The organism is Paenibacillus riograndensis SBR5 (assembly GCF_000981585.1).
Lineage (GTDB): Bacteria > Bacillota > Bacilli > Paenibacillales > Paenibacillaceae > Paenibacillus_AQ > Paenibacillus_AQ riograndensis.
The window spans coordinates 3,402,302-3,428,417 of sequence record NZ_LN831776.1 but is presented as its reverse complement, the minus strand read 5'-3'; the positions used below and the strand labels follow the sequence as shown (position 1 = coordinate 3,428,417).

Here is a 26,116-nt window from a genome sequence, read left to right as displayed (position 1 = left end):
TCCGGTCGTTCCTTCAGCAATTGGAAAAAGGATCACTATTTTGCGCGAGCACCCTGTTCTAGATAGCTGAAGTGGAAAAGGGTTAACTAATTAAGTTTCCTTTTTCCACTTCAATCTCACCTTTTTCCAACTCGCACTGGTCGTTGCACGTATGGATTGACGGATAGAGTTTAACTTTTTGTCTATATCAATGCCCCAGTAAAAGTAATGGCTCCAATAACATTGGCAGAGCCTACCACAGTTAGAGCCTCTAACGAATACGTAACATTTCCTGTTCCGGGGGTTAAATCCACATGATCGACACTGGTAGCTCCAAAAGTGTTATTCCCGGCCGCATGCTGATTTATGCTGAAGATTACAGTCGCCCCACGGAGAATTGTAGCTGAAATGCAGTAGTTCCCGCCGTTGACTCCCACCCGACAATCCCGGTTAACCAAACACTGCTTCCTGCTGTAGCTCCCGTAATTGTAATTGTTTTCAATGTGGTTGCAACTGTGGTGATTGGGGTTGCTGAACTACCAGTTGTATTTGGTGAATTTTCGGATACTTGAAATTCTCTAAAAGACCCTGTGGCTCCGGTTGCTCCCGTTACTCCGGTTGCCCCAGTTGCTCCCGTTACTCCTGTAACTCCTGTAACTCCTGTAACTCCCGTCACTCCCGTTGCCCCAGTTGCTCCTGTCGCCCCCGTTGCTCCCGTAGCCCCCGCAGCTCTTGCAGCACCCGTTGCACCTACCGGATCTGACGCTCCCGTTTGCCCCACCGCTGACGTTAGGTCTTCTACATTTGCCGGGTCTGGGGTCGCTTCAATAGCCAAGGTATCGGATATAAACCTTATATTCTCCCCAACGCCGGCTGCCCCTGTCGTGCCGATAACATTAAAAAGATGCTGTCCGGGGTCCAAGCCTCCGTTAAGGCCCGTGGAACCGGTTGGCCCCGGTACTCCAACAGATCCAGATGCTCCTGAAGGAGAATTTCCTATTCCAAGCGGCCTTGCCCGCCCCTTTATCTTTTTTTCTTCGAGCTTGTCAATATATCTTAAGGCTTGACACAGATAGAGAAAGGATTGTGCAACGTTCCTTTTTGCCGAATATAATTTTCTCTGTTTTACGAATTTCTTCGCTAAGCGTAGTGATCTTCTGCTTAATCTTATCTTCCTTAATCCTTTTTTTCTCAATCGTTCCATGTTATCCATGCCGGATTCTTCCCTGTCTTTTCTTTGGTTCTCCTTCCAGTTTTAGACTCAAAAGCGCACAGTTCAATATGGCAATGGAATCGGCAATATTGCTTTTTGCCCGTTTAACCTTTCCACAGGTCAGCAGATGTTCTGTTTTCTGTAATCGACGATTTGCATCATTCAACAACCAGGTTGAACTCTGTTGGATGGTCATTAAATCTCCCTCCATTCATTTACACGATTTATCGGATTACCCTGAACCTTACAAGTATCATAACAGTCTATGGTGGATAGCCGAATATCACCACGGTGTTAGTCTATTTATTTAAAAGTACCTGTAACCAGCAGAGCATTTTTGAATAAACGGATATCATCATCGAGCCGGTGGACCGGAACAAACTGCGTGAGTTAAAGACCAGTTTTGTTCATTTATCTAGGAATTTGCGCTGTTACAACATGGATAAAAAAATAGGACAGTCGCCACGCAGAAAGTCATTAAGACTATCAGTACCGGGGCAAATGTCCTTGGTGCTTAAAGCATGTACTTGTATGACGAGATGAATTTCACTCTTGCGCCGCGGTCAGACGATCACGCGGTAATGTAGATGAACAACGCCGCTTCGGAAGCGGCGCTCACCGAGCAGCTCGAGCCGCATGCAGAGGTTGTCCGGCAATGCTCGCTTACCTCCACCCAAGACGATCGGATTAAGAAGCAGATGACACTCGTCGACCAGTCCCGCTCCGGTTTGAAAAAGATCCCCCTGCATGAAACATCCGTCCCGTCTTCAAGAACGACTTGCCGTACGAGCCCGTCGCTGGAGTCAATGTGCCTGATCGGCGATTGGAACAGAGGCACTTGCTTCCCCTTGAACTCCTCGCGCTCGGCATCCGTCAGTTGATCAGGGCCGTTCGTGCAGACGGTAAAGCGGTCCGTCCATCCCGATATGAGTGGAGCGAAATGCATAAGCTCGGCCCCTTTCGTAATGATGACAAGCGGCTGATCCCTTAATTCCCAGCCGTCGCAGTACGGGCAGACGAAAGCGCTTTTTCCGTATACCTCTGCCAGTCCCGGAATGTCGAGCGGCTGATCCTTCATGCTGACAGCAAACAGAACTTTTTTGCTTGCAAAAGTTTGTCCTTACGCAGTCTCAATCTGAAACTGGCCGTCGGTTCCCGTGACCGCCTCCACGGTGTCCGCTACGAATGATACGGAAGGATAGGCGCAAATCTCTTCCTTTGCAATCCGCCGGGACTCGCTCGGAATGATCCCGTCGCGGGTAAGAAACCCGTGGAGTTTAAAAGCCCAATCGAACGGCGTAGCCGGTCAATTGGGCTTAGAGAGTACAGGCTTCACGGCCAGAACGAATCACATGGACTCGAACGTAATGGCAGGCACAAATGGCCGATCGTGAATTCCGCTTCCACACTTCTTACACTGGATAATCCCTTACCTTACATAACCAAACCATGTGAACCGAATCCGGTCCCCAATAATCCTTAACCACGGTGTAGGGCTCACCGAATTTCCGCAGCCACCTTTGCTGCGCCCGCTTATAGCCGCTGTCCAGGCAAAACTCTTCAATCCCCCGGCCCTTTAGATAGGCCAGCATTGCCTTAATTAAGGCCGAGCCGATTCCCAGGCCCTGGCAGCTTGGCAAAATGTATACGCTCCCCAGCTCACCTACATCATCAAGCTGATTGCCGGTGCATGTCCGAATAGCCTCACCGCAGGGCGACAATGAAATTGTACCGACAACTTTCCCGTCCAGTTTAGCAACGAGAAAATATGTGTTCGAATGCTCAGGGTCCAGAGCGCTGGCCGCCTTTTGTTGTTTGTTGTCAACTTCACTCTGGATATCATCCTGCAAATGCGCAAGCCCCTCTTGTGCAAAGGCATCTGAGATTGATTCCTCAAAAAGCTCATATACAGATTGTATATCGTCTGGGGTGAGCGGATGTATGGTCAACCGGCCGGGCTTGGTCATACCCACTCCACATCTGCGCCAAGCAGGCGCAAATGGTCGAAATACTGCGGGTACGATTTGGCCACATGGTGGGCATCCTTGATCTGCAGCGGCTGGCGGGCCCGCAGGCCGACTACGGTCAAAGCCATGATTACCCGGTGATCATAATGCGCGTTGATCGTCACGCCGCCTTCAACGCCCTCCGGCTTGCCGTGTACGATAATCTCATCCCGGCGTTCTTCAACGCTTGCTCCAGCGCGGGCCAGCTCAGCCAAATAATCGGTAATGCGGTCGCATTCCTTGTATCTCAGATTCTCAACATTATAAAAGCGGGAGGTCCCTTTGGCAAAAACAGCGGCAGCCACCATCGCCAGAACCGCATCCGTTGCCGCATCCCCGTCAAATTCCACTGCCTTCAGGATGCCATTGCCCTGCACATGCACTGTGCCATTCTCATGGGTAAGCGGCACCTGCATCATGCGCAGCACATCGATAATCGCCCGCTCGCCCTGTTTGCTCTGTTCGGCAAGCCGGTGAATTTTTACATCCGATTTCGTCACCGCCGCCGCTGCGAGCACAGCTGCCGATCCGGGATAATCGCCCTGCACCGTGTAGGACTTGGCCGCATAGGACTGGCCGCCCGGTACTTTGAAGGACATGTAATCCTCAGCCGCATGAACGACAATGCCTGCCTGCTCCAGAACCTCCAGCGTCTGGCCTACAACCACCTTGGATTTGAGGTCATCCAGCACAATAATTTCACTATCTTCCTCAAGCAGAGGGGTCAGGAACAGAAGAGCGCTAAGATATTGCGAGCTGACCGCTCCTGATACGGTGATCCGTCCGCCAGCTGGTTTGCCGCCGCGGATGGTAATGGGAAGCTTGCCGTTATTATGCTCAACCTCTACGCCGAGCTGGCCAAGTGCTGTAATCAGATCGTCATGCGGGCGTTTGCCCAAAGAATCCGGATATGTGTTCACAAAGGTGACCTCAGGACTAAGGGCCGCCACAGCCATTAGAAAGCGCAGCACCGCACCGGCATTGCCCACGTTAAGCTCTTTGACATCCCGGGGATGGCGGCCAAAGCCCTGAATGACAATTTTCTCCTCATCTTCTGTAAGCACTGCTCCCAGATCGGCGATACAACGGCGGATCGCATCGCTGTCTTCGCTGTGCGCCGGGTGGTAGATCGTGCTGACTCCTTCCGACAATGCGGCGACCAGCAGGTAGCGCGTCGTATAGTTTTTGGAAGACAGGGCTCCGAATTCCCCTTGCAGGGTTGGTGTAGGCCTAACAATAACGTCCATGATATTAGCTCTCCTTATGGGCTCAAATAGATTATGTATTGCTCTGTTTGACAGGGTAATCTGCAGTTGTGTTATCATGATATCATTCTTCTACGCGAAAAGAGGTCATAACCATGAATGAGATTCCCCAAATCACAGCACAAGAATTGCGGCAGCGTCTGGAGTCAGGTGAAGACCTTGTACTGATAGACGTCCGTGAAGACGAGGAGGTCGCTTTCGGAATGATTCCCGGGGCGAAGCATATTCCTATGGGCGAGATACCGCAGCACACGGAGGAGCTGCCGCAGGAAGCAGAATTCGTCTTCATTTGCCGCTCCGGCGCCCGCAGCCAGCGTGTCTGCGAATACCTGCAGCAGTTCGGCTACCGGACATCCAACCTCAGCGGCGGGATGATTGAATGGAATGAAACCGCCGGGGCCTGAGCCTCTGCACAAATACGCTTAAAAGCTCAGCCGCGGTAATGCATTAAAATATGCTTGGACACTTCTGCCACACTCAGGTCTGTTGTATCGACCGTGCAATGTGCGAAACGGTAAGCGTTCCGGCGCTGTTCCAGAATCGTCCGGACCCGTTCCTGCGCATTGCCGGCGAGCAGCGGCCTGTTCTGATCCCCGCTGACACGGGCAATAATGGCATCCTCCGAAGCGGTCAACGCGACCACAAACCCATGTTGCAGCATCATGTCCGCATTTCCCGGAGCCAGCACGGCACCGCCGCCTGTGGAGATAATCCGGCCCTCTCCTTCCAGCACGTCCTTCAGTACTGCCGATTCGATCCTCCGGAAATATTCTTCCCCGCCTTCCGCAAAGAGCTCCGCAATGCTCCGGCCTTTTTGCTGAATAATCACATGATCCAGATCAACCAGCTCATAGCCCAGTTCCTCCGCCAGCAGAGCGCCTACTGTCGACTTTCCTGTAGCCATCATCCCGACGAGAATGATATTTTTATTGGCGTAATTCATCATGACCCTCCAACCGCGACATTTGTCATATCATAACACAGGGTGAAAACATTGCACAAACGGTAAATCCTCCACATCACCACCCCACAAGGTGGGGCCTTTGCATGGAAGCTGATTCAAGCAGGGCAAAAAGGCCCGAAGGCTCCCGCTGTCTGCTAAGGAGCCGTTCGGGCCGCTGTTTGCCGCTTGTGCCTGAAACTTATTCAGACAGCCAGTTGTGATGGAAGACGCCTTCTTTGTCCACACGTTTGAAGGTGTGGGCACCGAAGTAATCGCGCTGTGCCTGAAGCAGGTTGGCCGGCAGGCGTTCTGTGCGGTAGCTGTCGTAGTAAGCCAGGGCGCTGGAGAACCCGGGAACCGGAACCCCTTGGGCCACGGCAGCGGAAACCACTTGGCGCCATGCGGACTGGTAAGTGTCCATGATGTTCTTGAAGAACGGATCGAGCAGCAGGTTTTTGAGCTCCGGATTGTTCTCATAGGCATCGGTAATGTTCTGCAGGAAACGGGAGCGGATGATGCAGCCGCCGCGCCAGATTTTGGCCAGGTTGCCGTATTTCAGATCCCAGTTGTATTCCTCGGAAGCTACGCGAAGCTGTGCAAAGCCTTGGGCGTAGGAGACGATTTTGCTGGCGAACAGCGCCTTGCGCACGTTCTCGATGAACTCGGCTTTGTCGCCCTGGAAGGGCTCGGTTACGGGACCGCTAAGCACCTTGCTCGCTGCGACCCGCTCTTCCTTCATTGCCGACAGGAACCGGGAGAATACGGATTCTGTGATCATGGACAGCGGCACACCGAGATCCAGCGAGCTTTGGCTTGTCCATTTGCCGGTACCCTTTTGGCCGGCTGCGTCCAGAATAACGTCCACCATCGGTTTGCCGGTTTCTTCATCATATTCGGCAAAAATATCCTTGGTAATCTCGATCAGGTAGCTGTCGAGCTCTCCGCTGTTCCAATCCGCGAAAATGCTGTGCAGCTCCTTGGCATCCAGGCCAAGCACATCCTTCAGCAAATGATAGGCTTCGCCAATCAACTGCATGTCACCGTACTCAATGCCGTTATGGACCATTTTTACATAGTGCCCTGCACCGTCAGGTCCGATATATGTACAGCAAGGCTCTCCGTTCACTTTGGCTGAAATGGCCGTAAGAATAGGTTCTACCAGCTTATAGGCGCTTTCCTGGCCCCCAGGCATGATGGACGGCCCTTTCAGTGCGCCTTCTTCACCGCCGGATACACCGGTGCCGATAAAGCGGAAGCCTTTAGCTTCCAGTTCCTTATTGCGGCGAACTGTGTCAGGGAAATAAGCGTTGCCCCCGTCGATGATGATATCGCCTTGATCCAGATGCGGCAGCAGCTGCTCGATAGTTGCATCGGTTGCTTTGCCCGCCTGTACCATGATCAGAATTTTACGCGGCACTTCCAATGATTCGACAAACTCCTCAATGGAAAAAGTACCCGTCAAGTTTTTGCCTTCCGCTTCATTGATGAGGTCGTGCGTCTTCTCCGGGGAACGGTTGTACACCGATACGGTGAAACCTCTGCTCTCGATGTTAAGAGCCAAATTTTTACCCATTACTGCCAAGCCAATAACGCCGATTTGTTGTTTTGCCATCTGGTTCTCCACCCTTTGCACCTGTATTTGTGTGAAATCCATTTCTCGCAGTATTAGAATACCATCCTTTGTCAGAGACAGCAAAGTTCCTCCGCTTGAAAGAGATCAACCTCATTGACAAAATCCTGCATAATCACGGAAATTGCTCACAATGAGTATTTTAACGTTTTTGCAGGCAGAAGTGAATACCCGCTTCCAGGTTCGGCTGCAAACTACAGGGCACCCCATATGCGGGATGCCCTGGCTTTCGTCCAATACTGCTTATCACCATTCAAGCATATTTAATTCTCTGGTCAATTCAGCAAGTCTTGCTTTGCACGCTGCCGTCCGCTCATCATCCTTGCTCTGAATCGCCTTGTGCAGCAGGTCCAGCTGCTCATCCACCTCAAGCCTGCGGTCACGGATGCGCTCCTCTCCTTCCACAGAGTAGAAAAGTTTGGTCAGCTCCTGATCGGAGAGCAGAGGCCCTTTCTGATACAGCACGCGCTGCTGATACCCGGAGATTTCCACCAGCCGGATAACCTCTCCGAATAAAATATTCTCAATGATAATCTGGCGGTCGCGGAACCGCTTGACAACGGCGTGCCCGCGCATATCGCCAATCAGCTTCTCCATCCATTCCGACAGGCGCGCATCACGGATCATATAATCCCCCACCAGCTTGAAGCCATCCTTAATCCGCTGGAAGCGCAGCTTGACTAGCTTGCGTCCGGTACGCACCGAAATAAGAAAAACCGTTTCATTCTCGCTCCAATAAAGGGAATAGCCTTCCTTAATCAGGTCCTTGATCAGGTCCTGGATATGCTGCCTGTCGAAGCGCAGCTCCAGATTGCAGTACTCGACTTCGTCATTTTTGTTCACGGCACTCCCCCCTAACGGCATTGTTTCAGCAAAGCCATCTTCATTTGCCTAACCTAGAGTAGAACTGACTGCCGGACCTCCACTTGCAATATTTAATTTTGCGTTCGTCTTACACTTATTTTATACTTCATTTTATGTAGCGGTAACTTGGTTTATTGACTATTTTTACCCGCTGCCTGCCATTTCAAAACGCCTGCTCCCGGTTTTGCAGCAATTTTATTGATATCAGTGACCATTTTTCATACAAGGAGACCTAACATGCCATTTCAAGGATTTACCGCTGAAGATTTTGATGTCTTTCATATTGACGGTCTGGAGCCGCGCATGGAGGCGCTGATCGCCGGAGTCCGGCCGAAGCTGAACGAACTGGGCGAAGAGCTCGCTCCTTTTTTGTCCATACTCACTGGAGAGGAAATGTTCCCGCATGTCGCCAAACATGCCCGCCGGACTGTTCATGCGCCGAACGATACCTGGGTTGCGTGGGGTCCAAATAAAAGAGGCTATAAGGCGCTGCCGCATTTTCAAGTGGGCATGTTCCACAGCCATTTGTTTATTGTCTTTGCCATTATTTATGAGAGCAGCAATAAAGTAATCTTCGCCGAGGCGCTGTCCAGGCATCTGGGCGACGTTCAAGCAGAGCTTCCGGCCGGTTACTTCTGGTCGACCGATCATTTAGACCCCCGCGGCACCGCTCAGGCCGATATGGATAAGAGCGCATTTGCCGGGCTGTCACAGAGGCTTAAGGAGGTCAAAAAGGCCGAGGTCACCTGCGGGCTGCGCATTGACAGGAATGATCCGGTTTTGGCGGATGGAGACAAACTCCTGAATGTGATCCGGCAGACCTTTGAGACGCTGCTACCCCTCTACCGGATGTCCTTCTGAGCCCGGCCGTTCTCTCCACAGGCTTCCTCCATCTTCTGCAAAAGCGGCTCATTCGCAAAAGCCGCCGGCTTCCGGTTTCTTCCGGTTGGCCGGCGGCTTTTGCTGTACTTCGCCAGAATCTATACAGGGCCTCAGCCCGCTTCCAGCTTCCGCTTGGTTCTGTGGACTATAAGCATATGCAGTCCGAACAGGAGGACCATCACAAATGCGCTGGCCAGAAAAGGAGTGCTGTGCCCAACGGTGTCCCAGAGCTTCCCCGAGATTACCGGCCCGGCCACCATGCCGGAGCCCTGGAGCGTCAAGAAGAGGCCCCATACGGTCCCTCTTTCCCCCTTCGGCACCTGCTTGGCCAGAAAAGCGTTCCAGGCCGGCAGGATCAGCGCATAGCTAATGCCTACAAGCGCTACCGCACAGAAGGCGAGCGGCAGCCAGCGCACCTGGGAAAAGAAGGCCAGCGAGCCGGCAGCGAGCAGGAACCCGATATTCAGGAAGACCGTTGTTCCGATCCGGTCGACCAGTTTGCCTGCCGGAATCAGAGCCAGCACAGTGATGCCGCCTCCCGCAATCAGCAGCAGGCTGAACTGGTTAGGCGTAACGTGCAGCTCGGAGCGGGCAAACAGGGTCACTACAGGTGTCATCAGACCTATCGCAAACGCCTGCAGGAACAGCGCCGGAAACAGCAGACGGCTGACCTTCAGGGTGGTTCTGACCTGATGGAACGTCCGTTTCAGACTCTCCAGCGGTTTCGTCTTCCTGCGAACGGCCACCGGCCCTTCACCACCACCACGCACAATGGCATGGGGCGCATGAGCGCCTATCCTTGACGGCAATAATAATGCTACGGCCGCCACTGCTGCTGCACAGCCCATAAGCACAAGAAATATGGAGTGATAGGTCTGTCCGCCATGATCCATCAGAAAGTTGACTACAATGGGACCAATCCCGGTTCCGGCCAGAGAGGCCATCTCTACCGCACCCATGGCTGCGCCGCTGCTTCCGCTTTCCGTTGAACCGGCCAATTCGGTAATGCCAGTCATGGTGCAGGGCCACAGCGGTGATGTTCCAATGCCCAGAATGAGACAGGCAGCAGACAACCATACGGCATCTTTTGCATAGATTATCATACCTAACGCCACCAGAATCAGCAGGAGCGCCCCCGTCATCGTCCAGCGGTACCCTATCCGCTCCATTACCCAGCCAGAGGGGCTGCGGAAGAGGTTGTCCCCCAAATACTGCATCGCAAAGGCGAAGCCCACCACGGTTACCGAGATGCCGAGGATATTCTCCATGTAGACCGGCAGCAGGGCTACGAGCAGGGAGCCTTTTACGAATTCCACCAAAAAAATGATCACCCACATCTCCAAAATGAACGGGGAGGCTAAATTGATATGCATACGCTGCGCTACTTTGCCAGACATTCCATCACATCCTAGTATTATGTTGATTGATTTGTTATACTGGGGCTTGCTTGAAAAAATTACTCTTCACGAAAGGTTGTGACAGCATTAAATGGATCAACACGTAACTCCCCTCTTCACCGCTCTCAAAAAGCATGCCGCCGGAAACCCAGTTCAATTTCATATTCCCGGGCATAAGAAGGGGCTAGGAACCGATGCCGAATTCCGTGAATTTATCGGCGATAACGCTCTATCCATAGATTTGATCAACATCGCACCGCTTGATGACCTTCATCAGCCTACCGGCGTAATTCTTGAAGCTCAGAAGCTGGCTGCGGAGGCTTTCGGTGCCGACTATACGTATTTTAGCGTACAGGGCACGAGCAATGCCATCATGACTATGATCCTCTCTGTCTGCTCGGAAGGAGATAAAATTATTGTGCCACGCAACATTCACAAATCCGTGATGTCGGCCATTATTTTCTCCGGAGCCAAGCCTGTTTTTGTCTCTCCTGTACAGGATGAGAATCTTGGGATAGACCATGGTATTACCACCAGCGCACTCGAGAAGGCCTTAAGGCGCCATCCCGATGCCAAGGGTGTACTTGTTATCAATCCAACGTATTTTGGCGTTTGCGCCGACCTGCGTTCGATTGTCGACCTGGCCCACAGCTACGGGGTTCCCGTACTGGTGGACGAGGCACATGGAGTATTGATTCATTTTCATGAGGATCTTCCGGTATCGGCCATGCAGGCCGGAGCTGATTTGGCGGCAACCAGCGTGCACAAGCTGGGCGGCTCCATGACACAGAGCTCCGTGCTCAATCTGAATGCCAAGACCGGACTTGTGAATCCGCAGCGGGTACAGACGATCCTCAGCATGCTGACCACAACTTCAACATCATATATTCTTTTGGCATCCCTGGATACCTCCAGACGCAATCTGGCCCTGAACGGCCACGAGATGGCGGCAAGAACCATTGCCCTGTCCAACTATGCGCGTGATGCGATCAATAACATTGACGGCTTGTACAGCTTCGGCAAAGAAATTCTCGGTACAGAGGCTACCTTTAACATCGATCCGACGAAGCTCAACATTCATGTGCGCCATCTTGGCATCACCGGTTACGAGACGGAAAACTGGCTGCGCGAGAAGTACAAGATCGAAGTAGAGTTAAGCGACATGTATAATATTCTTTGCCTGATTACCCCTGGAGATACCCAGGAATCTGTCGACAAGCTGATTTCCGCCCTGCGTGTGCTGTCTGCGGTCCATTACAGCAAAGGCGAAATCTATGAGCTTAAGGTGCAGGTGCCGGAAATCCCGCAGCTCGCCTTGATTCCCAGAGATGCTTTTTATGCAGATACGCAAGTGGTGCCTTTCCGCGAGTCTGCAGGCTATATCATTGCAGAGTTCATTTATGTCTACCCTCCAGGGATCCCGATTCTGCTCCCCGGTGAAGTTATTACCCAGGATAACATCGATTATATCATCGACCATGTAGAAATCGGACTGCCGGTCAAAGGCCCCGAGGACCGCAGCATTAACTACGTCAAAGTCATTGTGGAGGCTGAGCCGATCTCCTGATCGGCTGTCATCCTTCGGCCAAGCAGAAACGCAAAAACCCGACACTTTAACAAGTATCGGGTTTTTGCGCGCTCTCAGCTTAGCGTCACAGCCTTGTCCAAGGCGGTTTTCAGCCATTTAAGGCTACACTGAAATCTATTCTTGCTGGGCAAGCAGCTCATTGTAAGCTTCTTCAACAGCTTTCCATTCAGCTTCATCTTCAATGTTGTAGAGTACCATTTCTTCATCTTCTTCTTCCATGCGCAGAATGATGCCGTCCGCTTCAGGGTTTTCGCGTTCCAACAGCAGAGCGTACAGCTTCTCGCCTACATCGAACGTTTCCACCAGCACCATTTCCACATCTTCGCCCTGCTCATTCGTCAAGGTCAGCACAAACTCCTCGTGCTCATGGTCGTGATCATGTCCGCAACCGCATGCTTCACCATGTTCATGGCCATGCTCATGTTTGTGATCGCTCATTGAAATACCTCACTTTAAATTGATTTATCCTACATTTGGTATCGTAACACGTAAGATAAGCAAGGTCAATTTGAGCGAGGCCTGAATCGGCTAATCCAGCGCAGTGATTACTTTCTCTGACACAAGTATATAATCAGCGCCTTTGGAAGGCTTAATATAGAACCCTACCCGGTATTTGCCGGCATCTTTGAAATCATAAGTGAATTCTGAAGTCGGGAACCAGAAGTCCTCCTTCTTCGAGCTTCCGAGATCCTGGGACTGAATGTCCTTCACGTTGCCGGACGGGTCCGTGATTGCCACCTTCACCGCTGCAACCTCCTCGGTTAAGCTGTCCACCTGGGTCAGCACCTTGATCTTGAGCTTGCCTACATTCACATTGCCAAAGACGTTGTCACCCTTGAACAGCACAATATGGACATTCGGCCTCAGGATGCTCAGCTTGCCTGAACCATCCCAACTGACGACACCCCCAGCCTCCCTGGCGGGAATATAGGCTTTGCCGTCGATTAAATAACCGCCATCGGCCACTTCTTTGCCGTTGCTCCATACTCTGATCTTCTGGTTAACCGCATCCGCAAATAATAATGAGCCTCCCATTAAGGAAAATACAACCACACAGACAGCAATTTTCTTCCATCTCATCGCTAGAGACCCCCAAGTAATTCATGCTGTTAATATATACTGCAAAAATAGCAACAAGTTGCGGAATGGCAGGGAATTATTTCACTCCTTTTGTAAACAATGATACGATAGAATCAATAGATTCAACCGCTTATACAGGAGGGCTTCTTTCATGACTATTTATTTACAGATGCTGGGCACAGGAGATGCCTTTTCCACAAAATACTATAACAATAACGCTGTGCTGCAGGACCATGGATACACGCTTCTGATAGATTGCGGAGTGACAGCACCCCAGGCGATAAAGGCCCTCGGGAAATCCTTCCAAGAGGTAACTGAAACACTGATTACGCATATCCATGGCGATCATATCGGCGGACTGGCAGAGCTGGCCGGTACACCAAGCCAGGAACCTCACGGCAAAATGACACTGCTGCTCGCTGAGACTCTGATAGAGCCGCTGTGGCAGCACCCGCTCCTTGAACCTTTACACCGGAAAGGGGACAGCCGGTCGCTAGCCGATGTTTTTAACGTCAAACCGCTGAAGCCTGACACTCCGTATACGCTGTCCCCCTCCCTTACGCTGGAGCTGATCCGCACGCCACATATGCCCGGGAAAGCAAGCTATTCGCTTCTGCTGAATGAGTGTGTCTTTTACAGTGCAGATCTGACTTTCCAGCCCGAACTTCTGCTCCACCTGGTTCATAACCGCGGCATCACGAAGATTCTGCATGACTGCCAGCTAAGCGGACGTGGGCAGGTGCACACTACCCTTAGAGAACTGATGTCCTTGCCGGAAGAGATCCGTAAGCTGATTATGCTGATGCATTACAGTGACGAGAAGCCAAAGTTCGAAGGAAACACTGGTGAAATGGAGTTTCTGGAGCAGCAGGTGACCTATCGGCTATCCGGCTGCAGGAAAGATACTTAATCGCGCACAGGATGTACGTCTATATTTACACAAAAACAGCCGGACAGTGCGTCATCGACGCCTCTCCGGCCGTTCTTATCTATGCGGACTAAAACTGCGGAAGCTGGTCCAGGTTGTTGGTTGGATCACCATCGGCATCGCCGCGGATGTACATTTCGCCGTCTCTGCCTTTAAAAACATTCACCCCGGCAATGGCACCTGCCTGAACCTCCTGCAAAGCCTGCTGGTAATCAAGCACCCGTCCCGAAGAGGTCTTGAAGCTGAGTAAGTCTCCGTCACCATTACGCTGGGCCGCTATAAACCGTTCACGTGCACTGTTCATCACTTAGGATCTACTCCTTCGCGCTTGGATTGGCCATGATTAGGCTCTATTCTAGCTTCTCCTGAAACGGTAATGAGTATGTATTCCTTCAGGCTAGAGGGCCTTTTCCATCCGGACATGCAAAATTCCCGCATCATAGAAAGGCTCTAAGGAGATCACCTTATAGCCGAGCTTGATGTAAAAATCCTCCGCATGGCACTGCGCGTCCAGTATGGAGGATTTAAAACCAATCTCCCGGGCCAGTCCCTCCAGTGCCAGAAGCAGCACCCGCCCGTATCCCTTGCTGCGGTATGCCTGATGAACAGCAATCCGCTGCATTTTGGCCGTCCCGGCTTTGTAGTATATCAGTCTTCCTGTGGCTACCGGAATCCCTTCATCCAGCAACAGCATATGATGAACGTTGTCGCCAATTACATCATATTCATCCACTTCTTCTTCCATGGGTACTTTCTGCTCTTCAACAAAGACCTTTTTCCGGATGTCCAGTCCCATTTGGAGCTGCTCCTCCGTGGTCACACGTACAATTTCTGCTGCCATCTTCCTTTGGTCCCCTCCCAAGTAGGTCAAAACGATAGTCGACCTATTATACAGAAATTCCATTTCTCTGTACAGATTAAGAGATGAACGCTGTCCCTCCCAGATAACCGCTGCTAATGGACCGAATAGACCTCTTCCGGGATCGAACGGTCATAGACATCCTGAATAACCGGTGACAGCGTGCTGTCTGTTCCCCCCAGCGGCCCCTCAAGGTCTGTCATCCTATGGATTTCCACAGCGCCCGGGGCCTGATCCTGCGCTGCGCAGCCTGCCGTACCCAGAAGCATGAGCAAACAGGCTGCAGCCTGCAATGAATTCCTGCGCATAAGCCTTCCTCCTATCCTTTCAGCTTTTTACAGCTTTGACGGTTTGGAGCGAAGCTAAACGGAGGATTAGAGATTTACATTCCCCACCACATGCACTAAATACATTAGGTACCCAATGCCCCCCGCGAGCACAGCATAAGCTGCACCATATTTCCAGCGGGAGCTTGCCGGCACATCATAATATTTGTCGTTCTCAAACACGGTGTATTGGACCTCACATAGCGCGTTCAAATGCAGTCCTGTCTCCTCCGTAATATGCTCAAGCCGGGTCAGCTTCACCTTGTCAATGATGCTCTGCACAGGAAGTCTGGCGGTACCGTAATAGTCCAGGCTCTCGTAGCGGATGCCGAGATACTGCTGCCGGTCCAGATCGCTGTATGTAGTGAACGGCAATTCTCTGGTGTGCTCCGGCCCCGGGATCAGATAGCCTTGCTCCCTTAAATGTTCTACGGGGATGAGGAATCTGAGTAAAAGGGTCCGCATCTGGCTGTTCTTCTTCCGGCTGATATACTTCTTATACAAGTCATAGGCAAACAGCACCCAGATAATCAGGAACAGGATTGATTTCAGATAGATAATTACGCCTAGTCCGCCTATCAGTCCGACCAGCCACAGCCAGCGTGTGACCGCAGTCGCAATGCGCCCTCCATCCAGCGGGTGAATCGGCAGCAGATTGATCAGGTTGAGCAGAAATCCGACGTAGGCCAGAGAATACAAAAGCGGACTGTGATAATAGTAGGCGAAGGCAAATACAACCGCCGCCCCCGCGCTGCCCAGGACAGGACCTCCAAAGGCCACATAAGCCTCCATTTTAGCGTCCAGCGGCTGTTTTTTCATAGTGATCAAAGCGCCCAGAAAAGGAATAAACAGCGGAGCGCTTACCGGAAGACCAATCCTCTTCGCGGCAATCACATGTCCCAGCTCATGGACAAACAGCAGCAGTACAAAACCGATGGCGAACTGCCAAGGATAGATCAGTGCGTAAGCCCATATCGAAAACATCATAGATATCAGCGGACCGGCTATTTTCCCCAGCTTCAGCAGAGATATAATCGCCTTTCCTTTCAGGAGCAGCATGGCTGCTCCTCCCCCCAGCCATTTCAGCCCGGTGGAAGTTTTATTCTTGGATTCATTGGGTTGCGGCAAATTCGTTGCTCCTTTATCTTTGTTTGATTCAAGATTATCATGTTGAGAGAGGCGATTCCACTATTGCGGGGGAAGCCGGGCCAAAAGGCTATAGGCCAATTGCCGGATAATCTCCTGCCACTGCGGATTCAGCACTGTATTATATAGAAGAAACCTGCTCCGGCTGAAGACGGTTCCGCCGCGATCTGGCCTGTTTATATTTCCCTGCTCATTGCTACTTTAAATTCAGGTTTGGTTTCATAAACGATGTAGGCCACATTCCCCGCAAATTCCAGATAAGCCTGGAACCGGGTACGGATTGCAGGACTTGTGATCATCTCAAGCGCGGTATCCTTGGCTACCCACCGGCTGTCCGATGTCTCATCAGAAGTACTTAACTGCCCGCCGACCGGCTTGCAGATATAATCCAGCATCACTTTAGTGGGGACATCCGTTACTCCGTCATGCCATTTATAGGTCGCAGTATTGGAATATACACCAATCAAGCGTGACACTTCCGTATCGATTCCGCTCTCTTCCTTGATTTCACGAATCAGCGCTTCGATTAGATTCTCCCCCGCCTCCACCTGACCGCCGGGAAACACCCAGCCGCCATGATAGGTTTTTACCAGAAGAACCTCTCCCTGTTCATTCTCAACAATTCCTCCGACAGCAACGATATGAGTAGGCATCGCCATGTGAGTTACCTCCGATTATTTTAAGTTTACTTCCATTTATCAGCTACATTATCCTCACCTGCGAAATAATTATGGTTAAATAATTGATGCGCTCCTTCCGGGCCGCTCTCAAAAAATACAGTGTCGCCTTCCCACAACTCCTGGAATCCAGCAGGCGTCCTAAGCATAGCCCTACCTGACAAGATTACAAAGATCTCCTCAGCACTTCTGTGAAAATGATACGGATACGAATATTTCCCCGGATCCAGCGATCTGATCTCAAAAAGCAAGTGTTTCGATCCTGCCATCTCGGCCAGCTTCCTGCTTGTATGCCATGCAAACTCCGGTACCGGTGACTGTTTTGGTTCAAATAAAACATCTGTTCGTTGAAAATTCTAGGCATTGAAATCCCTCCTTAGCTTAGAGTACTCCTAGCATATCATATTGGAATAATTTTCATATCGGATATTTACAAGCCTGCCCAGAAAAAAACATTGCCTTCCCCTTGCATCCTATGGTATTATAAATTTCGTTGCAGGACGGTAGCTCAGCGGGAGAGCACTATCTTGACAGGGTAGGGGTCATGGGTTCGAACCCCATCCGTCCTATACTGCATCATCCTCTAAACTCCTTATTTTATAAGGAGTTTTTTCTTTTTGTCTTCCCGTCTGTCTGTAAAATTGGAACAATATTTTTTTTAGAAAAAAGTAAAAAGAGGAATCCTGCACATGCAATGGGCTAGTGCGCATATGATTGGTTATAGAATATTTGCTAATTATTGGAGGCCTAAGCTCATGTATATGGTGTATCCGTATTGGTTCAGATCACAATTTGTCCCTATTTGGGCAACATCAACCCCTGATGCACTTGAATTAATGAGGAATTCAGTCCAAGGGGAGCGAAATGATGAACTTTTTTATGACCAACTCATCCAACTTGCTCCGAACCCCGAACAAGCTGAAGTTATCACCTCTATCCGGAATGATGAACGAGGGCATAATCAAATGTTCCGGCAAATGTACAGGGAATTAACAGGTCATGAAGTGACCGGAGTTAGCAATGAAGCCCCTGAACAAGTTACTTCGTATACTGCCGGTTTACAAAAAGCCTTCCAAGGTGAATTGTCTGCAGTTGAAAAGTATCGGAAGATATGGTTCGGCCTTCCATACGGCGTTTACAAGGATACTTTGTACGGCATTATTCTCGATGAGCAAAAGCATGCTTCGAAGTATAATAATCTACTGCTGCTGAATTTAGCTGCATATCGGTAGGAATTTGTTACAGAAAAATAGAAATCGCATCCTCACCAAAATATTTTTGTGATACACCAAGAATCCTACTGTCCATCCGCCAGTACGAATGTTGCAGGAGTGCTAGATCTTCTTAAGGCTCTTGCCAACCATGGCATCTATGTAAGGGAGCAGGATGAGGTCACGGACCATCGTCCTCTTTTCAATCGTTATCATTTTATTCCCGCATCACGCTGCTGCCCTCGAACTGCTCAACATCCTCGGTCATGATCATTTTCGTTTTCCCGTGTTCATTGCCGTCGAGTTTGTTCAATTAAATGACCTCCAATCTGGTCACTGTGACTCCTTCTTAATGGTATAGCCAGTAATCTATATTCTTCCCGGCCCTGCCGTTCTGTACGCCCCGCTGCGGAGAAATGTCGTAAGGCACATTCCTTTCCCACCCCTCAATAATTACGGCAGTCTCTATCGGCTTAGACACTTCCCATGTTATGTAATTTTCGGCGGCCAGCACTTTAAACCCCTTTATAATATCCGCTGGCCGCCGCCCGCTTAACCGCCTCAACTCCGGGAGCGTCGGCATCCGCCTGAAGTGGTAGTGATACTGAGATATAATCCGCAGCAGCTTACGCGGAGTATCGTCAAGCATAACGTTTTTCTGTGACTGGCTGCCAGGCGAGAATGCTGGCGGCCAGAAATACCCGGGGTGCGCCGGTGGTCAGGCAGGTTGCACGGATACGGCCATCGCGGATGCCGTTCACTTCAATCTTCCTCTGTGTGATCTTCCCCGCTTTGTCTATATATACGATTTCAACGGTTTGACCAATGTGCATGTGCATTTGATCACCTCCCATTAAATAAGAACATTTGTTTGTATTATATGCGAACATTAGTTCATTATGCAATGGAAAAAGGAGGTCCATGGGAATTCACATGAACCTCCTAAAGTTATGGAACAACAATCTTATGAGGTGGTGGTCCCTGCTTGAGCAACTCCATTGAAAACAACAGGTCCAGTAATTGTGATCACAGGCTCCGGCGTTCCTGAATTGAAAGCATACATAGAATAACGAATTTCGCCTGTGAGAGGTACAGGGGGATGGAAATCCGCTGCATTAAAAGAAATTAAGTTCCTACCAGTATACAAATCAACAACAGATGTATATATTACAACACCTGACCCACTCACACCCGTGCCTCCTCTTTCAATGGTAATCGTAACTGTATTCGCAGCAACGCCAGCCACACCAATAGTTCCAGCCAATTCCACCCGAACATCTGCAGCATTGGGTGTTGCCAAAACAGCAGCGACCTGCAGACCAATATCCCCCAAAAGTATTGATGGAGTTACTGGTAGTGTTCCCACTCCGGTACTAGTATTGCTGAACTCGGAGGTTCTTGAATCCAAGAATTGAATAGCCATACTGATCACTCCCTATTAGATTATTCCCCATGGGACCCTACAGTATAATGCCCCTCCGTAATTAATGCATGGATAAAGAATAGAGAGTATTAGCCTTGATTTTAAGTAAAAATAACTACAACTAGTATCCAGACTAATCCTGGACTAAATAACCCGTCAGGCAACGGCCTGGCGGGTTATTTTACGCATTGTTTATAGAATCTCTAACTATTAATAGTCCATAATTACTATTCGAACGTCCTTAATTATCAATCGACATATAACCCCCTTTTATTACATATTATTTGTTAATTTTATAAAACTTGCTACCTATATATATTATTACCCATATACCATACTATTATTTATGTACACAATACAATATTTAGGAGGGTTAACGAAGTATGAAAAAGAAATTATTAGTTGGATTATTAACTATTGCTGCATGTTTTTCTATTGGATCAACATCTTTTGCTTCTAGCGCTTCAACTACTAGCCCCATCTCTACTCCTGCAACGACATCCGTATCCGCAAATCAAGAAGTAACTCCACTAGCTGGCGGCTATAGAGAAGAAATTATTCATATGAAATCAGGATACGGAAGATATCTTGCTGGCTACAATTTTCAGTTGATTTTTAATGACGGGGCTATTGAATTCTATGAAGACGGATTTGTAATAGCTGTTAAATATGGAGCCGCAGGAATATTTGCCGACGACGGCAATGGCAACACAATTTCTTACACAATCCTTGTAGATAGACAATGATTACAGTATAAAATAAGACCCTGCAGAAATTGGCAGGGTCTTATTTTATGTATGTTCTAAATTCAAATCTTTCCCGGATAAACCGACTATCAACTATCTTAATACTCTCCTTGGGAGTATCCCTCAACAAGGCCGCCGTAGTCCATTATACGGGCTTCAGGATCATCATCTGGCCGGAACCTTACAAATACCTTAGACTGTGATAAAGCCGTAGCAAGGAAGTCGGTATCATTCTCCAAGACTTTGTATATAGTGCTCAAATAATCACATCCTAGCCACTCGATACAAACTGAATAACTCCAATGACTGTAAGAATATTAAAAATCCCAAGTATAATACTCAGTGTGGTCCAAACAAATTTCCGAGGTCCAGTAGCAGATGATTTCTCTAGTCTTGAAATTCGTTCTTCAAGCTCGTGTATCTTTTTCTCTGGATCAAGATTATTCACAGAATTCCCTCCAAACTTGAATTCGTAACATTGCACTTGAATTGATTATATTTAATTTGGAACATTATGTATATGGCGATAAGGAAAATTTCCCTACATGCAAAGAAATACCCCGCCAATGCCGGCAGGGTACGGTCCTTAACATCTATTTATCGTTACGGAACAACATGTAAATGCTATTTGGCAGAATATTCGTCTACACTGAATGTTAGGATTTTATCAAATATAACGTAATCCTTCCGGTTGGTAAAAGGGCCTTTGTTATTGTCGTGCTTATCAATGGCATACGATGCCTTCCCTGTACCGGCTTGCTTATTCTCATACCAGGTGATAAAGGCATTCACTTCCTCCATCCTCAGGTCAAATTCTTTTTCAAGGCCGGTGTTCATCGTTACGACCAGGATTGCACGGTCGCCGGTTGGTTGTTCTGGAGTCGGAGACGGGGTTACAGTTGGTGTTGGCTTAATGGTTGGTTCTGGTGTTGCTGTCGGGGTAGGAGATGGCGCCATTGGTGTGGCTGAAGCTTCATTTGAGTAATTGGATAATACTCCATTAACCGTTGCGCTAACTACAAAGTAATATGTTGTACCATTAGTTAGGCCGGGAATAACATAGTTACCATACTCATCTTTAGTAGCTGTTACCGTTTCGGTATAAGATCCTGATTCGGTCCCATATTTTACAGTGTAGCTTTCTGCGTTTTCAACAGCGTTCCATGATAAAGTTACTGTCTTATTTCCCCCACTAGCCTCAAGAATTATATTCTGATTATTCCAGATTGTTATTTCATGAATTCCGACCCAAGACTTATCCATATTTACTCTGACTACAATCCCATCATAACTTCCATGAGTAATTTTTATTGGAATTGATATCACACCATTAGAGTTATACGTTATGTAAGAACCAATTGGTTCTGACACTATTGCACCGTTGACTATTCCATAAATAGTATAGGTAGAAGTGGATGGATTAAGGGGGGCACTCATAACCTGAACGTAGTCAAGAATTAGCGCTTTTGGAAACCGAAGCTCAACCTGTGCATCGTAACCGCTCCCAGTCCAGTATGTACTGTCATCATTATCAATAGCACGAGTTGCTTGTCTTCCATCGTAAACACTAGTTGCTGTTGCAATTGTTCCTTCAGGTACTTGAAAACCGTTCATTCCTTTGACAGTAGAAGGATTCCCAAATCCGGCGGACGAGGCTAAGCTCTGTGTCGACTGAAGGCTAAATATGGATATTGTTAAACATATGACTAGCGCTACTTTCATCGTAAAAGCTTTCCAACTCTTCAAATTATCCATCTCCTTTAATATGTATGCATACAAGCCTACACTAAATAAAGGCGAACAAACAGTCTGTTTCTCTACAGAAATTTACAATACACTTAAGGGTTATTGAGGAAATATGTGGGTTTAATCCAAAAACCCAATTCTTTGTCAACGCTAAGGAAATTTTTCCTTCAAATATCAAACGAGGTGTATAATGATCAGAAAAGCCCGGAGGTACACCCATGGACAAAAAGCTAAAGCAGAGTTTGAAGGTTGCGGCAGTAAGACGGGAAATGATTGTTACATGGCTTATTAATGGGTATAAGATAAAGGGAATCGCGGAGGTGTCCGCAGATCCCGAGCGAGTAAAGATCAACACAATTGACGGACCTGTATGGGTGCCATACAGTGATGTGGAGAGTATTTCACGGGTAATTAGGTTTCGAGTTGAGAGTGAAACCAAAGAACAAACCGTCTCACCACTAAGGCAAGACGGTTCGTTCGATAATATTATATGCATATGACGATAATGCATTTGACATGAACATAAATGAAGACCCTAACTAATGATTGCTTGATCGACAATCGCCGAAACTCATCATCCAGATTTGCTAAGTAATTCGTAAAAAACCGCTTTATCATTCTTGTTTATAAAGCTTGCCATCAAATAATTATTTCCAATAGTTAAGTGAATTCAATTTGCGAGCAACGCTGCTTGGATATCAGAAACCACAATCCACTCCGCTTCTCCCTTATCATTAAATTTAACTGAAATAAGATACCTTTGATTTGATTAGTCAGAATCATATTTCACCTCTTTCAGATATTTTTTATCGACTGAGTCATAGGCAAAATTAAGACTTCCTGACACTTCTATAGCATTCTTTTCGTCATAAATCTTATATAAATCATTTTTGTTCATATTAACCTCTAATCCACCTGAAGTTATGAAACTTCCTTTTGAATCTTCATTCATAAGAATAGCAACCGCAGAATTCTCTCTGTATAAGACCCCGACTCCATTATTATAAAACATCATACCTCTGGCCCCATCGTTCTCAGCTTCTCCAAGAACCTTTTCAACATTTGCGCGACTCATGCCGTATTGAACAACCGCTTTTTCATCGCCAACCTTTACGATTGCTAGATCATCTGCGGTTAGCCCGTTCTTTGAAGATCCGCAAGCAGTTAATTGCCGAAGCTTCATAAAATTTCAATTAAGAATAAACTTAAAATTCTAACAATCAATATATTTCGACATTTATTCCACAATAAATGTCGAAATATAGGTTAATGTATATATTTATGTTAAAATTATACACAAAACCTTATTTTCCCTTCATTTCAAACGTTAGGAATTACCTATATACTTTTTGTATTATAAATGGAATAATTTTCTTATAGCAACCGGAATAAGCGTATGCATATTCAGTTGACTAAATACATATTACTTTGGAGGGAATTTATGAAAAAGATTAAATTATTACTCGTCTCAGTACTTGCTTTTGCATCTATCGCCTCGTCTGCTTCTGCCAGTCCAGTGAATCCTGACAAAAACCAACAAGCAGCGAAAACAACTACTGATGTAGTTGTTGATGGAACCCTTGTTGGAACACGTACAACAAGCATCGAATTGAAAAGAGAATCGATTGGTGATAATGTAACTGTAAATATGATCAGTACAACGCATTATGACCTCCTACCTTCAGCAACAAATGAACAGAAAGACTTTTACCAAGACAAAACAGAAAGTACTGTTATTGAAAAAGCTGACAATCAATATTATGTTGACGGTGTAAAATTAGATGATACAGCCACTACTGAGCCCATTATTGATTTGGGAGTTAACAAAAATCCACTTAATGCATTAGCAGCTAGTACAGATTCCGGAGGCATACCTGAAATTTCCCATTATTACGGAAATTACCAAACATATTATTTTGCAAGCTATGACAGTTTTAAATTCTGGACTGGATGGGGTCCTGCGGGGAATAGTGTTCAAAAGTCAAATGTTTCAATTAATAACCCTTATACGAGCTTGGCCATCATGAATATTTCTTCATTTGCTAGCTATCACTCCTCAATGAAACTGAACACACTTAGTCTTATGGAGATACTTGGTCTTGCCGCTATAAATATCCCTGATGTTATCGGAGCAATTGTTGCTGGTGGTGCTGCAGCAGTTCAAGCTTCAATGGTATATGATGCTTACAATAATGCTCATGATACTTTATCTGCGGCATATGGTTATATAAGTCATATGTAATTCTTAATACTAAGAGCAGCAGGGTTTTAAACCCTGCTGCTCTAAACTACCTGGAGGGGAGTTAATAATTGATGCTGATCTATGTGGCCACAATAACAACTTCTTTAGCAATTTTGTTTTTAATCTTTAGAATTACCAAGTATAAATTCAAGAAATTGAATAAAGAAAACTTTATAATCACCCTCGTTTATTTAATTACATTAATAATGGTAAATAACTATAAGCATAATAATGTATATATCTTTCTTATAACCATAATGGGAGTTTTTATGCTTTTCTTTATATTGGGTGCTATGAAATACAGAAGTAAGGACCACTAATTAACTCAGATTCGCTTGAACTTGCTTATTTCAGATAGTCATTCCCCGTTTATCTTTTTCCCATCTGTATACGCCTCCGCCAGCATGTAAACAGCACAGGCTCCGACTGCTGTAATGATCCCGGTAACTTTAACGGCAGTATCATCCGAAGCTCCTACAGCCCCAAAAATCGAAGTAGCCAGCGCAGCGATAAGCGCCCAAAACTTTCGGCTTGCCAGCTTTGCTTTCCAGTCCACTTTTTTGTTCATGTTATTTACCTCCTTTCAGGCGGGCCGTCAGACCCAGCCGATGCAGTATCGTAAAAATCCGTGCCTCTGTCTTCGTGGCCTTGTCCGGCGTATCAATCACCGGGTGACCATTAATAACGGATGGCGTATCATGTAGCGCCTGAATGGCCTCCAAGGACCACGCTGGCGGGGTGTTGTCTGTCAGCTCCAGGATTGCGGTGCCCAACTCCTTAATTTCTACTGCTTGTTGCAGCGCCTGATCCTTTAGAACATCCTTACTCTTGGTCAGACCCGCCACAGCTTCCGCCAGCTCCTTAACCTGTGCTTCCAACTCCGCGATTTTACTCATATCCTCTTGTACCTCCCCTTGTAATTTATCAATAACGGCAAAAGCCGCTTTTACCTGTGCTGCTGTTGGCTGATAACCTTGTCGCAACGCGGACAGTGCCAGACCAAAGCTCATTTGAAAATGCGGATAATCCTTTATACTGGTCCAGTCCCCGCCCCACTCGAAACCCAGCGCCTTAGCTTCCTGGACAACCTCATTCCAATCGGCTACCTTATCGCCGTCACCGTCCCGATTCATGTCCCAAGAGACGTTACGACCATCCGGCAGCAGCAGCGCAAAATCTATAGCCAGACCGTAATTGTGATAACTGTGTCCACCTTTGGCATTGGTTACGATCTGGCCGGGCTTCGTGCGACCCTGCGCGTAGAGTGCGTCTTGCTCCGCAATGGTCCGCAGGCCTTGGGTAATCACAATATTGACTCCCCGGGCATAACAGCGCTCAATGAGTGCCGTTGCAGCAGCCTTGACGACCGGCTGCAGACCATCCACGCGCTTTGCGGACTTAGCCTTTACTTGCTCTAATGTCAGCATTACTTGCCCTCCTTTTTTTTGGCCAACTGGTATGTACCAGTAGCAGATAGGCCTACGACAGATATCTCTATGATTTTTTGACGCACTGCATCCGGTGCCAACACAAAGATGGCTGCAATCCCTACAGCCGCCAGATTAACCCACTTAGCTTTTAAGCCACAGCCCTTTGCCACTCCTACATACGCTGCTACGAGAGTGGCTAGGGCAAGTGTGTCGTTGCTCATCATGTCCATTACACGTCACTCCTTCTGTTTTCCTCAAACCTGTCCAAGCGTTTGTGATATGATTTGGCCGACTCTTCTATTCGCGTTACGCGCTCTGACAGCACATCAAACCTCTGTCCTTGCGCTCGTTGTTCCAAACGCATGTCGTCCACTCCACGCTTGATATATTCCACATCCGTCTTTAGGGCAGCTCCATTACCGGCATCTTGTGCAATATCTTGCTTAAAAGCCCTTGTGCCCCCTACCCAGCCCAATATGATCCCGCTAATCGCAGCCAAAATTGTTATTAATGTTTTAACGTCCACGTGCTTCAC

33 protein-coding genes, 1 tRNA gene and 1 pseudogene are annotated in these 26,116 nt (G+C 48.0%); 9 read left to right on the top strand and 26 right to left on the bottom strand.

What is annotated here, in order from left to right; all coding sequences use genetic code 11:
• Positions 1–355: 355 nt before the first annotated feature.
• The 5 genes and pseudogenes from PRIO_RS33885 to aroA form a co-directional block, all read right to left on the bottom strand.
• Complete coding sequence (locus PRIO_RS33885) at positions 356–1,192, bottom strand: hypothetical protein (RefSeq protein WP_020433046.1); 837 nt, start codon at positions 1,190–1,192, stop codon at positions 356–358.
• Complete coding sequence (locus tag PRIO_RS14185) at positions 1,185–1,388, bottom strand: hypothetical protein (RefSeq protein WP_046503048.1); 204 nt, start codon at positions 1,386–1,388, stop codon at positions 1,185–1,187. The genes PRIO_RS33885 and PRIO_RS14185 overlap by 8 nt, the downstream gene beginning before the upstream one ends.
• 525 nt (positions 1,389–1,913) lie before the next feature.
• Positions 1,914–2,465 (bottom strand): annotated as a pseudogene (locus PRIO_RS14180) (pyridine nucleotide-disulfide oxidoreductase); the annotation flags it as partial.
• A gap of 139 nt (positions 2,466–2,604) precedes the next feature.
• On the bottom strand, positions 2,605–3,159 hold the full coding sequence (locus PRIO_RS14175) for a GNAT family N-acetyltransferase (RefSeq protein ID WP_020433053.1): 555 nt from the start codon (positions 3,157–3,159) through the stop codon (positions 2,605–2,607).
• Positions 3,156–4,445: a 3-phosphoshikimate 1-carboxyvinyltransferase gene (gene aroA / locus PRIO_RS14170; RefSeq protein ID WP_020433054.1), complete on the bottom strand. Its 1,290-nt coding sequence runs from the start codon at positions 4,443–4,445 to the stop codon at positions 3,156–3,158. Before aroA ends, PRIO_RS14175 begins: the two co-directional genes overlap by 4 nt.
• A 113-nt stretch (positions 4,446–4,558) precedes the next feature.
• On the opposite strand from aroA, the gene PRIO_RS14165 reads away from it, so the two are divergent.
• Positions 4,559–4,867, top strand: a complete 309-nt coding sequence (locus tag PRIO_RS14165) for a rhodanese-like domain-containing protein (RefSeq protein WP_020433055.1) — start codon at positions 4,559–4,561, stop codon at positions 4,865–4,867.
• A 26-nt stretch (positions 4,868–4,893) separates the two neighbouring features.
• On the opposite strand, the gene PRIO_RS14160 is transcribed toward PRIO_RS14165, so the two are convergent.
• From PRIO_RS14160 to PRIO_RS14150, 3 genes are all read right to left on the bottom strand, one after another.
• Positions 4,894–5,406, bottom strand: coding sequence for a shikimate kinase (locus tag PRIO_RS14160; RefSeq protein WP_046503043.1), 513 nt, complete (start codon positions 5,404–5,406; stop codon positions 4,894–4,896).
• Positions 5,407–5,605: 199 nt separating this feature from the next.
• Positions 5,606–7,018 (bottom strand): NADP-dependent phosphogluconate dehydrogenase, encoded by a 1,413-nt coding sequence (gene gndA / locus PRIO_RS14155; RefSeq protein WP_020433061.1) that lies wholly within the window; start codon positions 7,016–7,018, stop codon positions 5,606–5,608.
• Positions 7,019–7,282: 264 nt separating this feature from the next.
• Positions 7,283–7,879: a hypothetical protein gene (locus PRIO_RS14150; protein WP_020433063.1), complete on the bottom strand. Its 597-nt coding sequence runs from the start codon at positions 7,877–7,879 to the stop codon at positions 7,283–7,285.
• A gap of 258 nt (positions 7,880–8,137) precedes the next feature.
• On the opposite strand from PRIO_RS14150, the gene PRIO_RS14145 reads away from it, so the two are divergent.
• Complete coding sequence (locus PRIO_RS14145) at positions 8,138–8,761, top strand: YktB family protein (RefSeq protein ID WP_020433064.1); 624 nt, start codon at positions 8,138–8,140, stop codon at positions 8,759–8,761.
• A 131-nt stretch (positions 8,762–8,892) separates the two neighbouring features.
• Here the strand turns inward: PRIO_RS14145 and PRIO_RS14140 are convergent, their stop codons facing one another.
• Positions 8,893–10,179, bottom strand: coding sequence for an MFS transporter (locus PRIO_RS14140; RefSeq protein ID WP_020433065.1), 1,287 nt, complete (start codon positions 10,177–10,179; stop codon positions 8,893–8,895).
• 91 nt (positions 10,180–10,270) lie between these two features.
• Here PRIO_RS14140 and PRIO_RS14135 point away from each other — a divergent pair, with 91 nt between their 5' ends.
• On the top strand, positions 10,271–11,746 hold the full coding sequence (locus PRIO_RS14135; RefSeq protein WP_020433067.1) for an aminotransferase class I/II-fold pyridoxal phosphate-dependent enzyme: 1,476 nt from the start codon (positions 10,271–10,273) through the stop codon (positions 11,744–11,746).
• A gap of 135 nt (positions 11,747–11,881) precedes the next feature.
• Here the strand turns inward: PRIO_RS14135 and PRIO_RS14130 are convergent, their stop codons facing one another.
• Positions 11,882–12,205: a DUF1292 domain-containing protein gene (locus PRIO_RS14130; RefSeq protein ID WP_019911532.1), complete on the bottom strand. Its 324-nt coding sequence runs from the start codon at positions 12,203–12,205 to the stop codon at positions 11,882–11,884.
• A gap of 90 nt (positions 12,206–12,295) precedes the next feature.
• The gene (locus PRIO_RS14125) at positions 12,296–12,847 is read right to left on the bottom strand and encodes a hypothetical protein (RefSeq protein ID WP_020433070.1); all 552 of its coding nucleotides are present in this window, start codon (positions 12,845–12,847) and stop codon (positions 12,296–12,298) included.
• 151 nt (positions 12,848–12,998) lie between these two features.
• Here PRIO_RS14125 and PRIO_RS14120 point away from each other — a divergent pair, with 151 nt between their 5' ends.
• The gene (locus PRIO_RS14120) at positions 12,999–13,757 is read left to right on the top strand and encodes an MBL fold metallo-hydrolase (RefSeq protein ID WP_046503034.1); all 759 of its coding nucleotides are present in this window, start codon (positions 12,999–13,001) and stop codon (positions 13,755–13,757) included.
• Positions 13,758–13,845: 88 nt separating this feature from the next.
• On the opposite strand, the gene PRIO_RS14115 is transcribed toward PRIO_RS14120, so the two are convergent.
• The 6 genes from PRIO_RS14115 to PRIO_RS14090 form a co-directional block, all read right to left on the bottom strand.
• On the bottom strand, positions 13,846–14,079 hold the full coding sequence (locus PRIO_RS14115) for a DUF3892 domain-containing protein (RefSeq protein ID WP_020433075.1): 234 nt from the start codon (positions 14,077–14,079) through the stop codon (positions 13,846–13,848).
• Positions 14,080–14,172: 93 nt separating this feature from the next.
• Positions 14,173–14,616, bottom strand: a complete 444-nt coding sequence (locus tag PRIO_RS14110; RefSeq protein ID WP_046503029.1) for a GNAT family N-acetyltransferase — start codon at positions 14,614–14,616, stop codon at positions 14,173–14,175.
• A 113-nt stretch (positions 14,617–14,729) separates the two neighbouring features.
• Positions 14,730–14,942, bottom strand: a complete 213-nt coding sequence (locus PRIO_RS14105) for a hypothetical protein (protein ID WP_020433078.1) — start codon at positions 14,940–14,942, stop codon at positions 14,730–14,732.
• A gap of 66 nt (positions 14,943–15,008) precedes the next feature.
• Entirely contained in the window at positions 15,009–16,088 is a 1,080-nt protein-coding gene (locus PRIO_RS14100) for a site-2 protease family protein (RefSeq protein WP_020433079.1), read from the bottom strand.
• Between the two features lie 194 nt (positions 16,089–16,282).
• Positions 16,283–16,765: an NUDIX hydrolase gene (locus tag PRIO_RS14095; RefSeq protein ID WP_020433080.1), complete on the bottom strand. Its 483-nt coding sequence runs from the start codon at positions 16,763–16,765 to the stop codon at positions 16,283–16,285.
• A gap of 26 nt (positions 16,766–16,791) precedes the next feature.
• Positions 16,792–17,052: a cupin domain-containing protein gene (locus PRIO_RS14090; protein WP_020433081.1), complete on the bottom strand. Its 261-nt coding sequence runs from the start codon at positions 17,050–17,052 to the stop codon at positions 16,792–16,794.
• A gap of 228 nt (positions 17,053–17,280) precedes the next feature.
• Here PRIO_RS14090 and PRIO_RS14085 point away from each other — a divergent pair.
• Both PRIO_RS14085 and PRIO_RS14080 read left to right on the top strand, forming a co-directional pair.
• Positions 17,281–17,352 (top strand) — tRNA-Val (locus PRIO_RS14085).
• A gap of 186 nt (positions 17,353–17,538) precedes the next feature.
• A complete protein-coding gene (locus PRIO_RS14080) occupies positions 17,539–18,015 on the top strand; it encodes a ferritin-like domain-containing protein (RefSeq protein WP_046506902.1) in 477 nt (158 codons plus the stop codon).
• A 328-nt stretch (positions 18,016–18,343) separates the two neighbouring features.
• Here the strand turns inward: PRIO_RS14080 and PRIO_RS36065 are convergent, their stop codons facing one another.
• From PRIO_RS36065 to PRIO_RS14065, 3 genes are all read right to left on the bottom strand, one after another.
• Positions 18,344–18,643 carry a hypothetical protein gene (locus PRIO_RS36065; RefSeq protein ID WP_020433088.1) on the bottom strand — a complete coding sequence of 100 codons (300 nt, stop codon included), beginning with the start codon at positions 18,641–18,643 and terminating at the stop codon, positions 18,344–18,346.
• Entirely contained in the window at positions 18,636–18,833 is a 198-nt protein-coding gene (locus PRIO_RS14070; RefSeq protein ID WP_020433090.1) for a hypothetical protein, read from the bottom strand. Before PRIO_RS14070 ends, PRIO_RS36065 begins: the two co-directional genes overlap by 8 nt.
• 125 nt (positions 18,834–18,958) lie before the next feature.
• Positions 18,959–19,417 carry a hypothetical protein gene (locus PRIO_RS14065; RefSeq protein WP_046503023.1) on the bottom strand — a complete coding sequence of 153 codons (459 nt, stop codon included), beginning with the start codon at positions 19,415–19,417 and terminating at the stop codon, positions 18,959–18,961.
• Between the two features lie 383 nt (positions 19,418–19,800).
• On the opposite strand from PRIO_RS14065, the gene PRIO_RS35550 reads away from it, so the two are divergent.
• Positions 19,801–20,163 (top strand): hypothetical protein, encoded by a 363-nt coding sequence (locus PRIO_RS35550; RefSeq protein WP_144412109.1) that lies wholly within the window; start codon positions 19,801–19,803, stop codon positions 20,161–20,163.
• A 624-nt stretch (positions 20,164–20,787) separates the two neighbouring features.
• Here PRIO_RS35550 and PRIO_RS14055 read toward each other — a convergent pair.
• Entirely contained in the window at positions 20,788–21,909 is a 1,122-nt protein-coding gene (locus PRIO_RS14055; RefSeq protein WP_052741456.1) for a fibronectin type III domain-containing protein, read from the bottom strand.
• Between the two features lie 218 nt (positions 21,910–22,127).
• Between PRIO_RS14055 and PRIO_RS14050 the strand changes: the two genes are divergently transcribed.
• Positions 22,128–22,409, top strand: coding sequence for a hypothetical protein (locus PRIO_RS14050; protein ID WP_020433773.1), 282 nt, complete (start codon positions 22,128–22,130; stop codon positions 22,407–22,409).
• A gap of 269 nt (positions 22,410–22,678) precedes the next feature.
• On the opposite strand, the gene PRIO_RS14045 is transcribed toward PRIO_RS14050, so the two are convergent.
• The gene (locus PRIO_RS14045) at positions 22,679–23,092 is read right to left on the bottom strand and encodes a hypothetical protein (RefSeq protein ID WP_046503017.1); all 414 of its coding nucleotides are present in this window, start codon (positions 23,090–23,092) and stop codon (positions 22,679–22,681) included.
• Between the two features lie 258 nt (positions 23,093–23,350).
• Between PRIO_RS14045 and PRIO_RS14040 the strand changes: the two genes are divergently transcribed.
• Complete coding sequence (locus PRIO_RS14040; RefSeq protein WP_046503014.1) at positions 23,351–24,151, top strand: hypothetical protein; 801 nt, start codon at positions 23,351–23,353, stop codon at positions 24,149–24,151.
• A gap of 358 nt (positions 24,152–24,509) precedes the next feature.
• Here PRIO_RS14040 and PRIO_RS14030 read toward each other — a convergent pair whose 3' ends face one another.
• From PRIO_RS14030 to PRIO_RS14015, 4 genes are read right to left on the bottom strand one after another with little or no spacing between them, the layout of a single operon-like run.
• Entirely contained in the window at positions 24,510–24,719 is a 210-nt protein-coding gene (locus PRIO_RS14030; protein ID WP_020434007.1) for a hypothetical protein, read from the bottom strand.
• 1 nt (position 24,720) lies between these two features.
• Entirely contained in the window at positions 24,721–25,578 is an 858-nt protein-coding gene (locus tag PRIO_RS14025) for a M15 family metallopeptidase (protein WP_046503006.1), read from the bottom strand.
• The gene (locus PRIO_RS14020; protein WP_020434005.1) at positions 25,578–25,811 is read right to left on the bottom strand and encodes a hypothetical protein; all 234 of its coding nucleotides are present in this window, start codon (positions 25,809–25,811) and stop codon (positions 25,578–25,580) included. The genes PRIO_RS14025 and PRIO_RS14020 overlap by 1 nt, the downstream gene beginning before the upstream one ends.
• Complete coding sequence (locus PRIO_RS14015; protein ID WP_082118173.1) at positions 25,811–26,107, bottom strand: hypothetical protein; 297 nt, start codon at positions 26,105–26,107, stop codon at positions 25,811–25,813. The genes PRIO_RS14020 and PRIO_RS14015 overlap by 1 nt, the downstream gene beginning before the upstream one ends.
• Positions 26,108–26,116: the final 9 nt, after the last annotated feature.

Excerpts from the sequence above, each read along its gene's own strand:
- PRIO_RS33885 (WP_020433046.1), bottom strand. The coding sequence starts at position 1,192 with ATGGATAACATGGAACGATTGAGAAAAAAAGGATTAAGGAAGATAAGA.
- PRIO_RS14185 (WP_046503048.1), bottom strand. The coding sequence starts at position 1,388 with ATGACCATCCAACAGAGTTCAACCTGGTTGTTGAATGATGCAAATCGT.
- PRIO_RS14175 (WP_020433053.1), bottom strand. The coding sequence starts at position 3,159 with ATGACCAAGCCCGGCCGGTTGACCATACATCCGCTCACCCCAGACGAT.
- aroA (WP_020433054.1), bottom strand. The coding sequence starts at position 4,445 with ATGGACGTTATTGTTAGGCCTACACCAACCCTGCAAGGGGAATTCGGA.
- PRIO_RS14165 (WP_020433055.1), top strand. The coding sequence starts at position 4,559 with ATGAATGAGATTCCCCAAATCACAGCACAAGAATTGCGGCAGCGTCTG.
- PRIO_RS14160 (WP_046503043.1), bottom strand. The coding sequence starts at position 5,406 with ATGAATTACGCCAATAAAAATATCATTCTCGTCGGGATGATGGCTACA.
- gndA (WP_020433061.1), bottom strand. The coding sequence starts at position 7,018 with ATGGCAAAACAACAAATCGGCGTTATTGGCTTGGCAGTAATGGGTAAA.
- PRIO_RS14145 (WP_020433064.1), top strand. The coding sequence starts at position 8,138 with ATGCCATTTCAAGGATTTACCGCTGAAGATTTTGATGTCTTTCATATT.
- PRIO_RS14140 (WP_020433065.1), bottom strand. The coding sequence starts at position 10,179 with ATGTCTGGCAAAGTAGCGCAGCGTATGCATATCAATTTAGCCTCCCCG.
- PRIO_RS14135 (WP_020433067.1), top strand. The coding sequence starts at position 10,271 with ATGGATCAACACGTAACTCCCCTCTTCACCGCTCTCAAAAAGCATGCC.
- PRIO_RS14130 (WP_019911532.1), bottom strand. The coding sequence starts at position 12,205 with ATGAGCGATCACAAACATGAGCATGGCCATGAACATGGTGAAGCATGC.
- PRIO_RS14125 (WP_020433070.1), bottom strand. The coding sequence starts at position 12,847 with ATGAGATGGAAGAAAATTGCTGTCTGTGTGGTTGTATTTTCCTTAATG.
- PRIO_RS14120 (WP_046503034.1), top strand. The coding sequence starts at position 12,999 with ATGACTATTTATTTACAGATGCTGGGCACAGGAGATGCCTTTTCCACA.
- PRIO_RS14115 (WP_020433075.1), bottom strand. The coding sequence starts at position 14,079 with ATGAACAGTGCACGTGAACGGTTTATAGCGGCCCAGCGTAATGGTGAC.
- PRIO_RS14110 (WP_046503029.1), bottom strand. The coding sequence starts at position 14,616 with ATGGCAGCAGAAATTGTACGTGTGACCACGGAGGAGCAGCTCCAAATG.
- PRIO_RS14105 (WP_020433078.1), bottom strand. The coding sequence starts at position 14,942 with ATGCGCAGGAATTCATTGCAGGCTGCAGCCTGTTTGCTCATGCTTCTG.
- PRIO_RS14095 (WP_020433080.1), bottom strand. The coding sequence starts at position 16,765 with ATGGCGATGCCTACTCATATCGTTGCTGTCGGAGGAATTGTTGAGAAT.
- PRIO_RS14090 (WP_020433081.1), bottom strand. The coding sequence starts at position 17,052 with ATGGCAGGATCGAAACACTTGCTTTTTGAGATCAGATCGCTGGATCCG.
- PRIO_RS14080 (WP_046506902.1), top strand. The coding sequence starts at position 17,539 with ATGTATATGGTGTATCCGTATTGGTTCAGATCACAATTTGTCCCTATT.
- PRIO_RS36065 (WP_020433088.1), bottom strand. The coding sequence starts at position 18,643 with ATGCTTGACGATACTCCGCGTAAGCTGCTGCGGATTATATCTCAGTAT.
- PRIO_RS14070 (WP_020433090.1), bottom strand. The coding sequence starts at position 18,833 with ATGCACATGCACATTGGTCAAACCGTTGAAATCGTATATATAGACAAA.
- PRIO_RS14065 (WP_046503023.1), bottom strand. The coding sequence starts at position 19,417 with ATGGCTATTCAATTCTTGGATTCAAGAACCTCCGAGTTCAGCAATACT.
- PRIO_RS35550 (WP_144412109.1), top strand. The coding sequence starts at position 19,801 with ATGAAAAAGAAATTATTAGTTGGATTATTAACTATTGCTGCATGTTTT.
- PRIO_RS14050 (WP_020433773.1), top strand. The coding sequence starts at position 22,128 with ATGGACAAAAAGCTAAAGCAGAGTTTGAAGGTTGCGGCAGTAAGACGG.
- PRIO_RS14045 (WP_046503017.1), bottom strand. The coding sequence starts at position 23,092 with ATGAAGCTTCGGCAATTAACTGCTTGCGGATCTTCAAAGAACGGGCTA.
- PRIO_RS14040 (WP_046503014.1), top strand. The coding sequence starts at position 23,351 with ATGAAAAAGATTAAATTATTACTCGTCTCAGTACTTGCTTTTGCATCT.
- PRIO_RS14030 (WP_020434007.1), bottom strand. The coding sequence starts at position 24,719 with ATGAACAAAAAAGTGGACTGGAAAGCAAAGCTGGCAAGCCGAAAGTTT.
- PRIO_RS14025 (WP_046503006.1), bottom strand. The coding sequence starts at position 25,578 with ATGCTGACATTAGAGCAAGTAAAGGCTAAGTCCGCAAAGCGCGTGGAT.
- PRIO_RS14020 (WP_020434005.1), bottom strand. The coding sequence starts at position 25,811 with ATGGACATGATGAGCAACGACACACTTGCCCTAGCCACTCTCGTAGCA.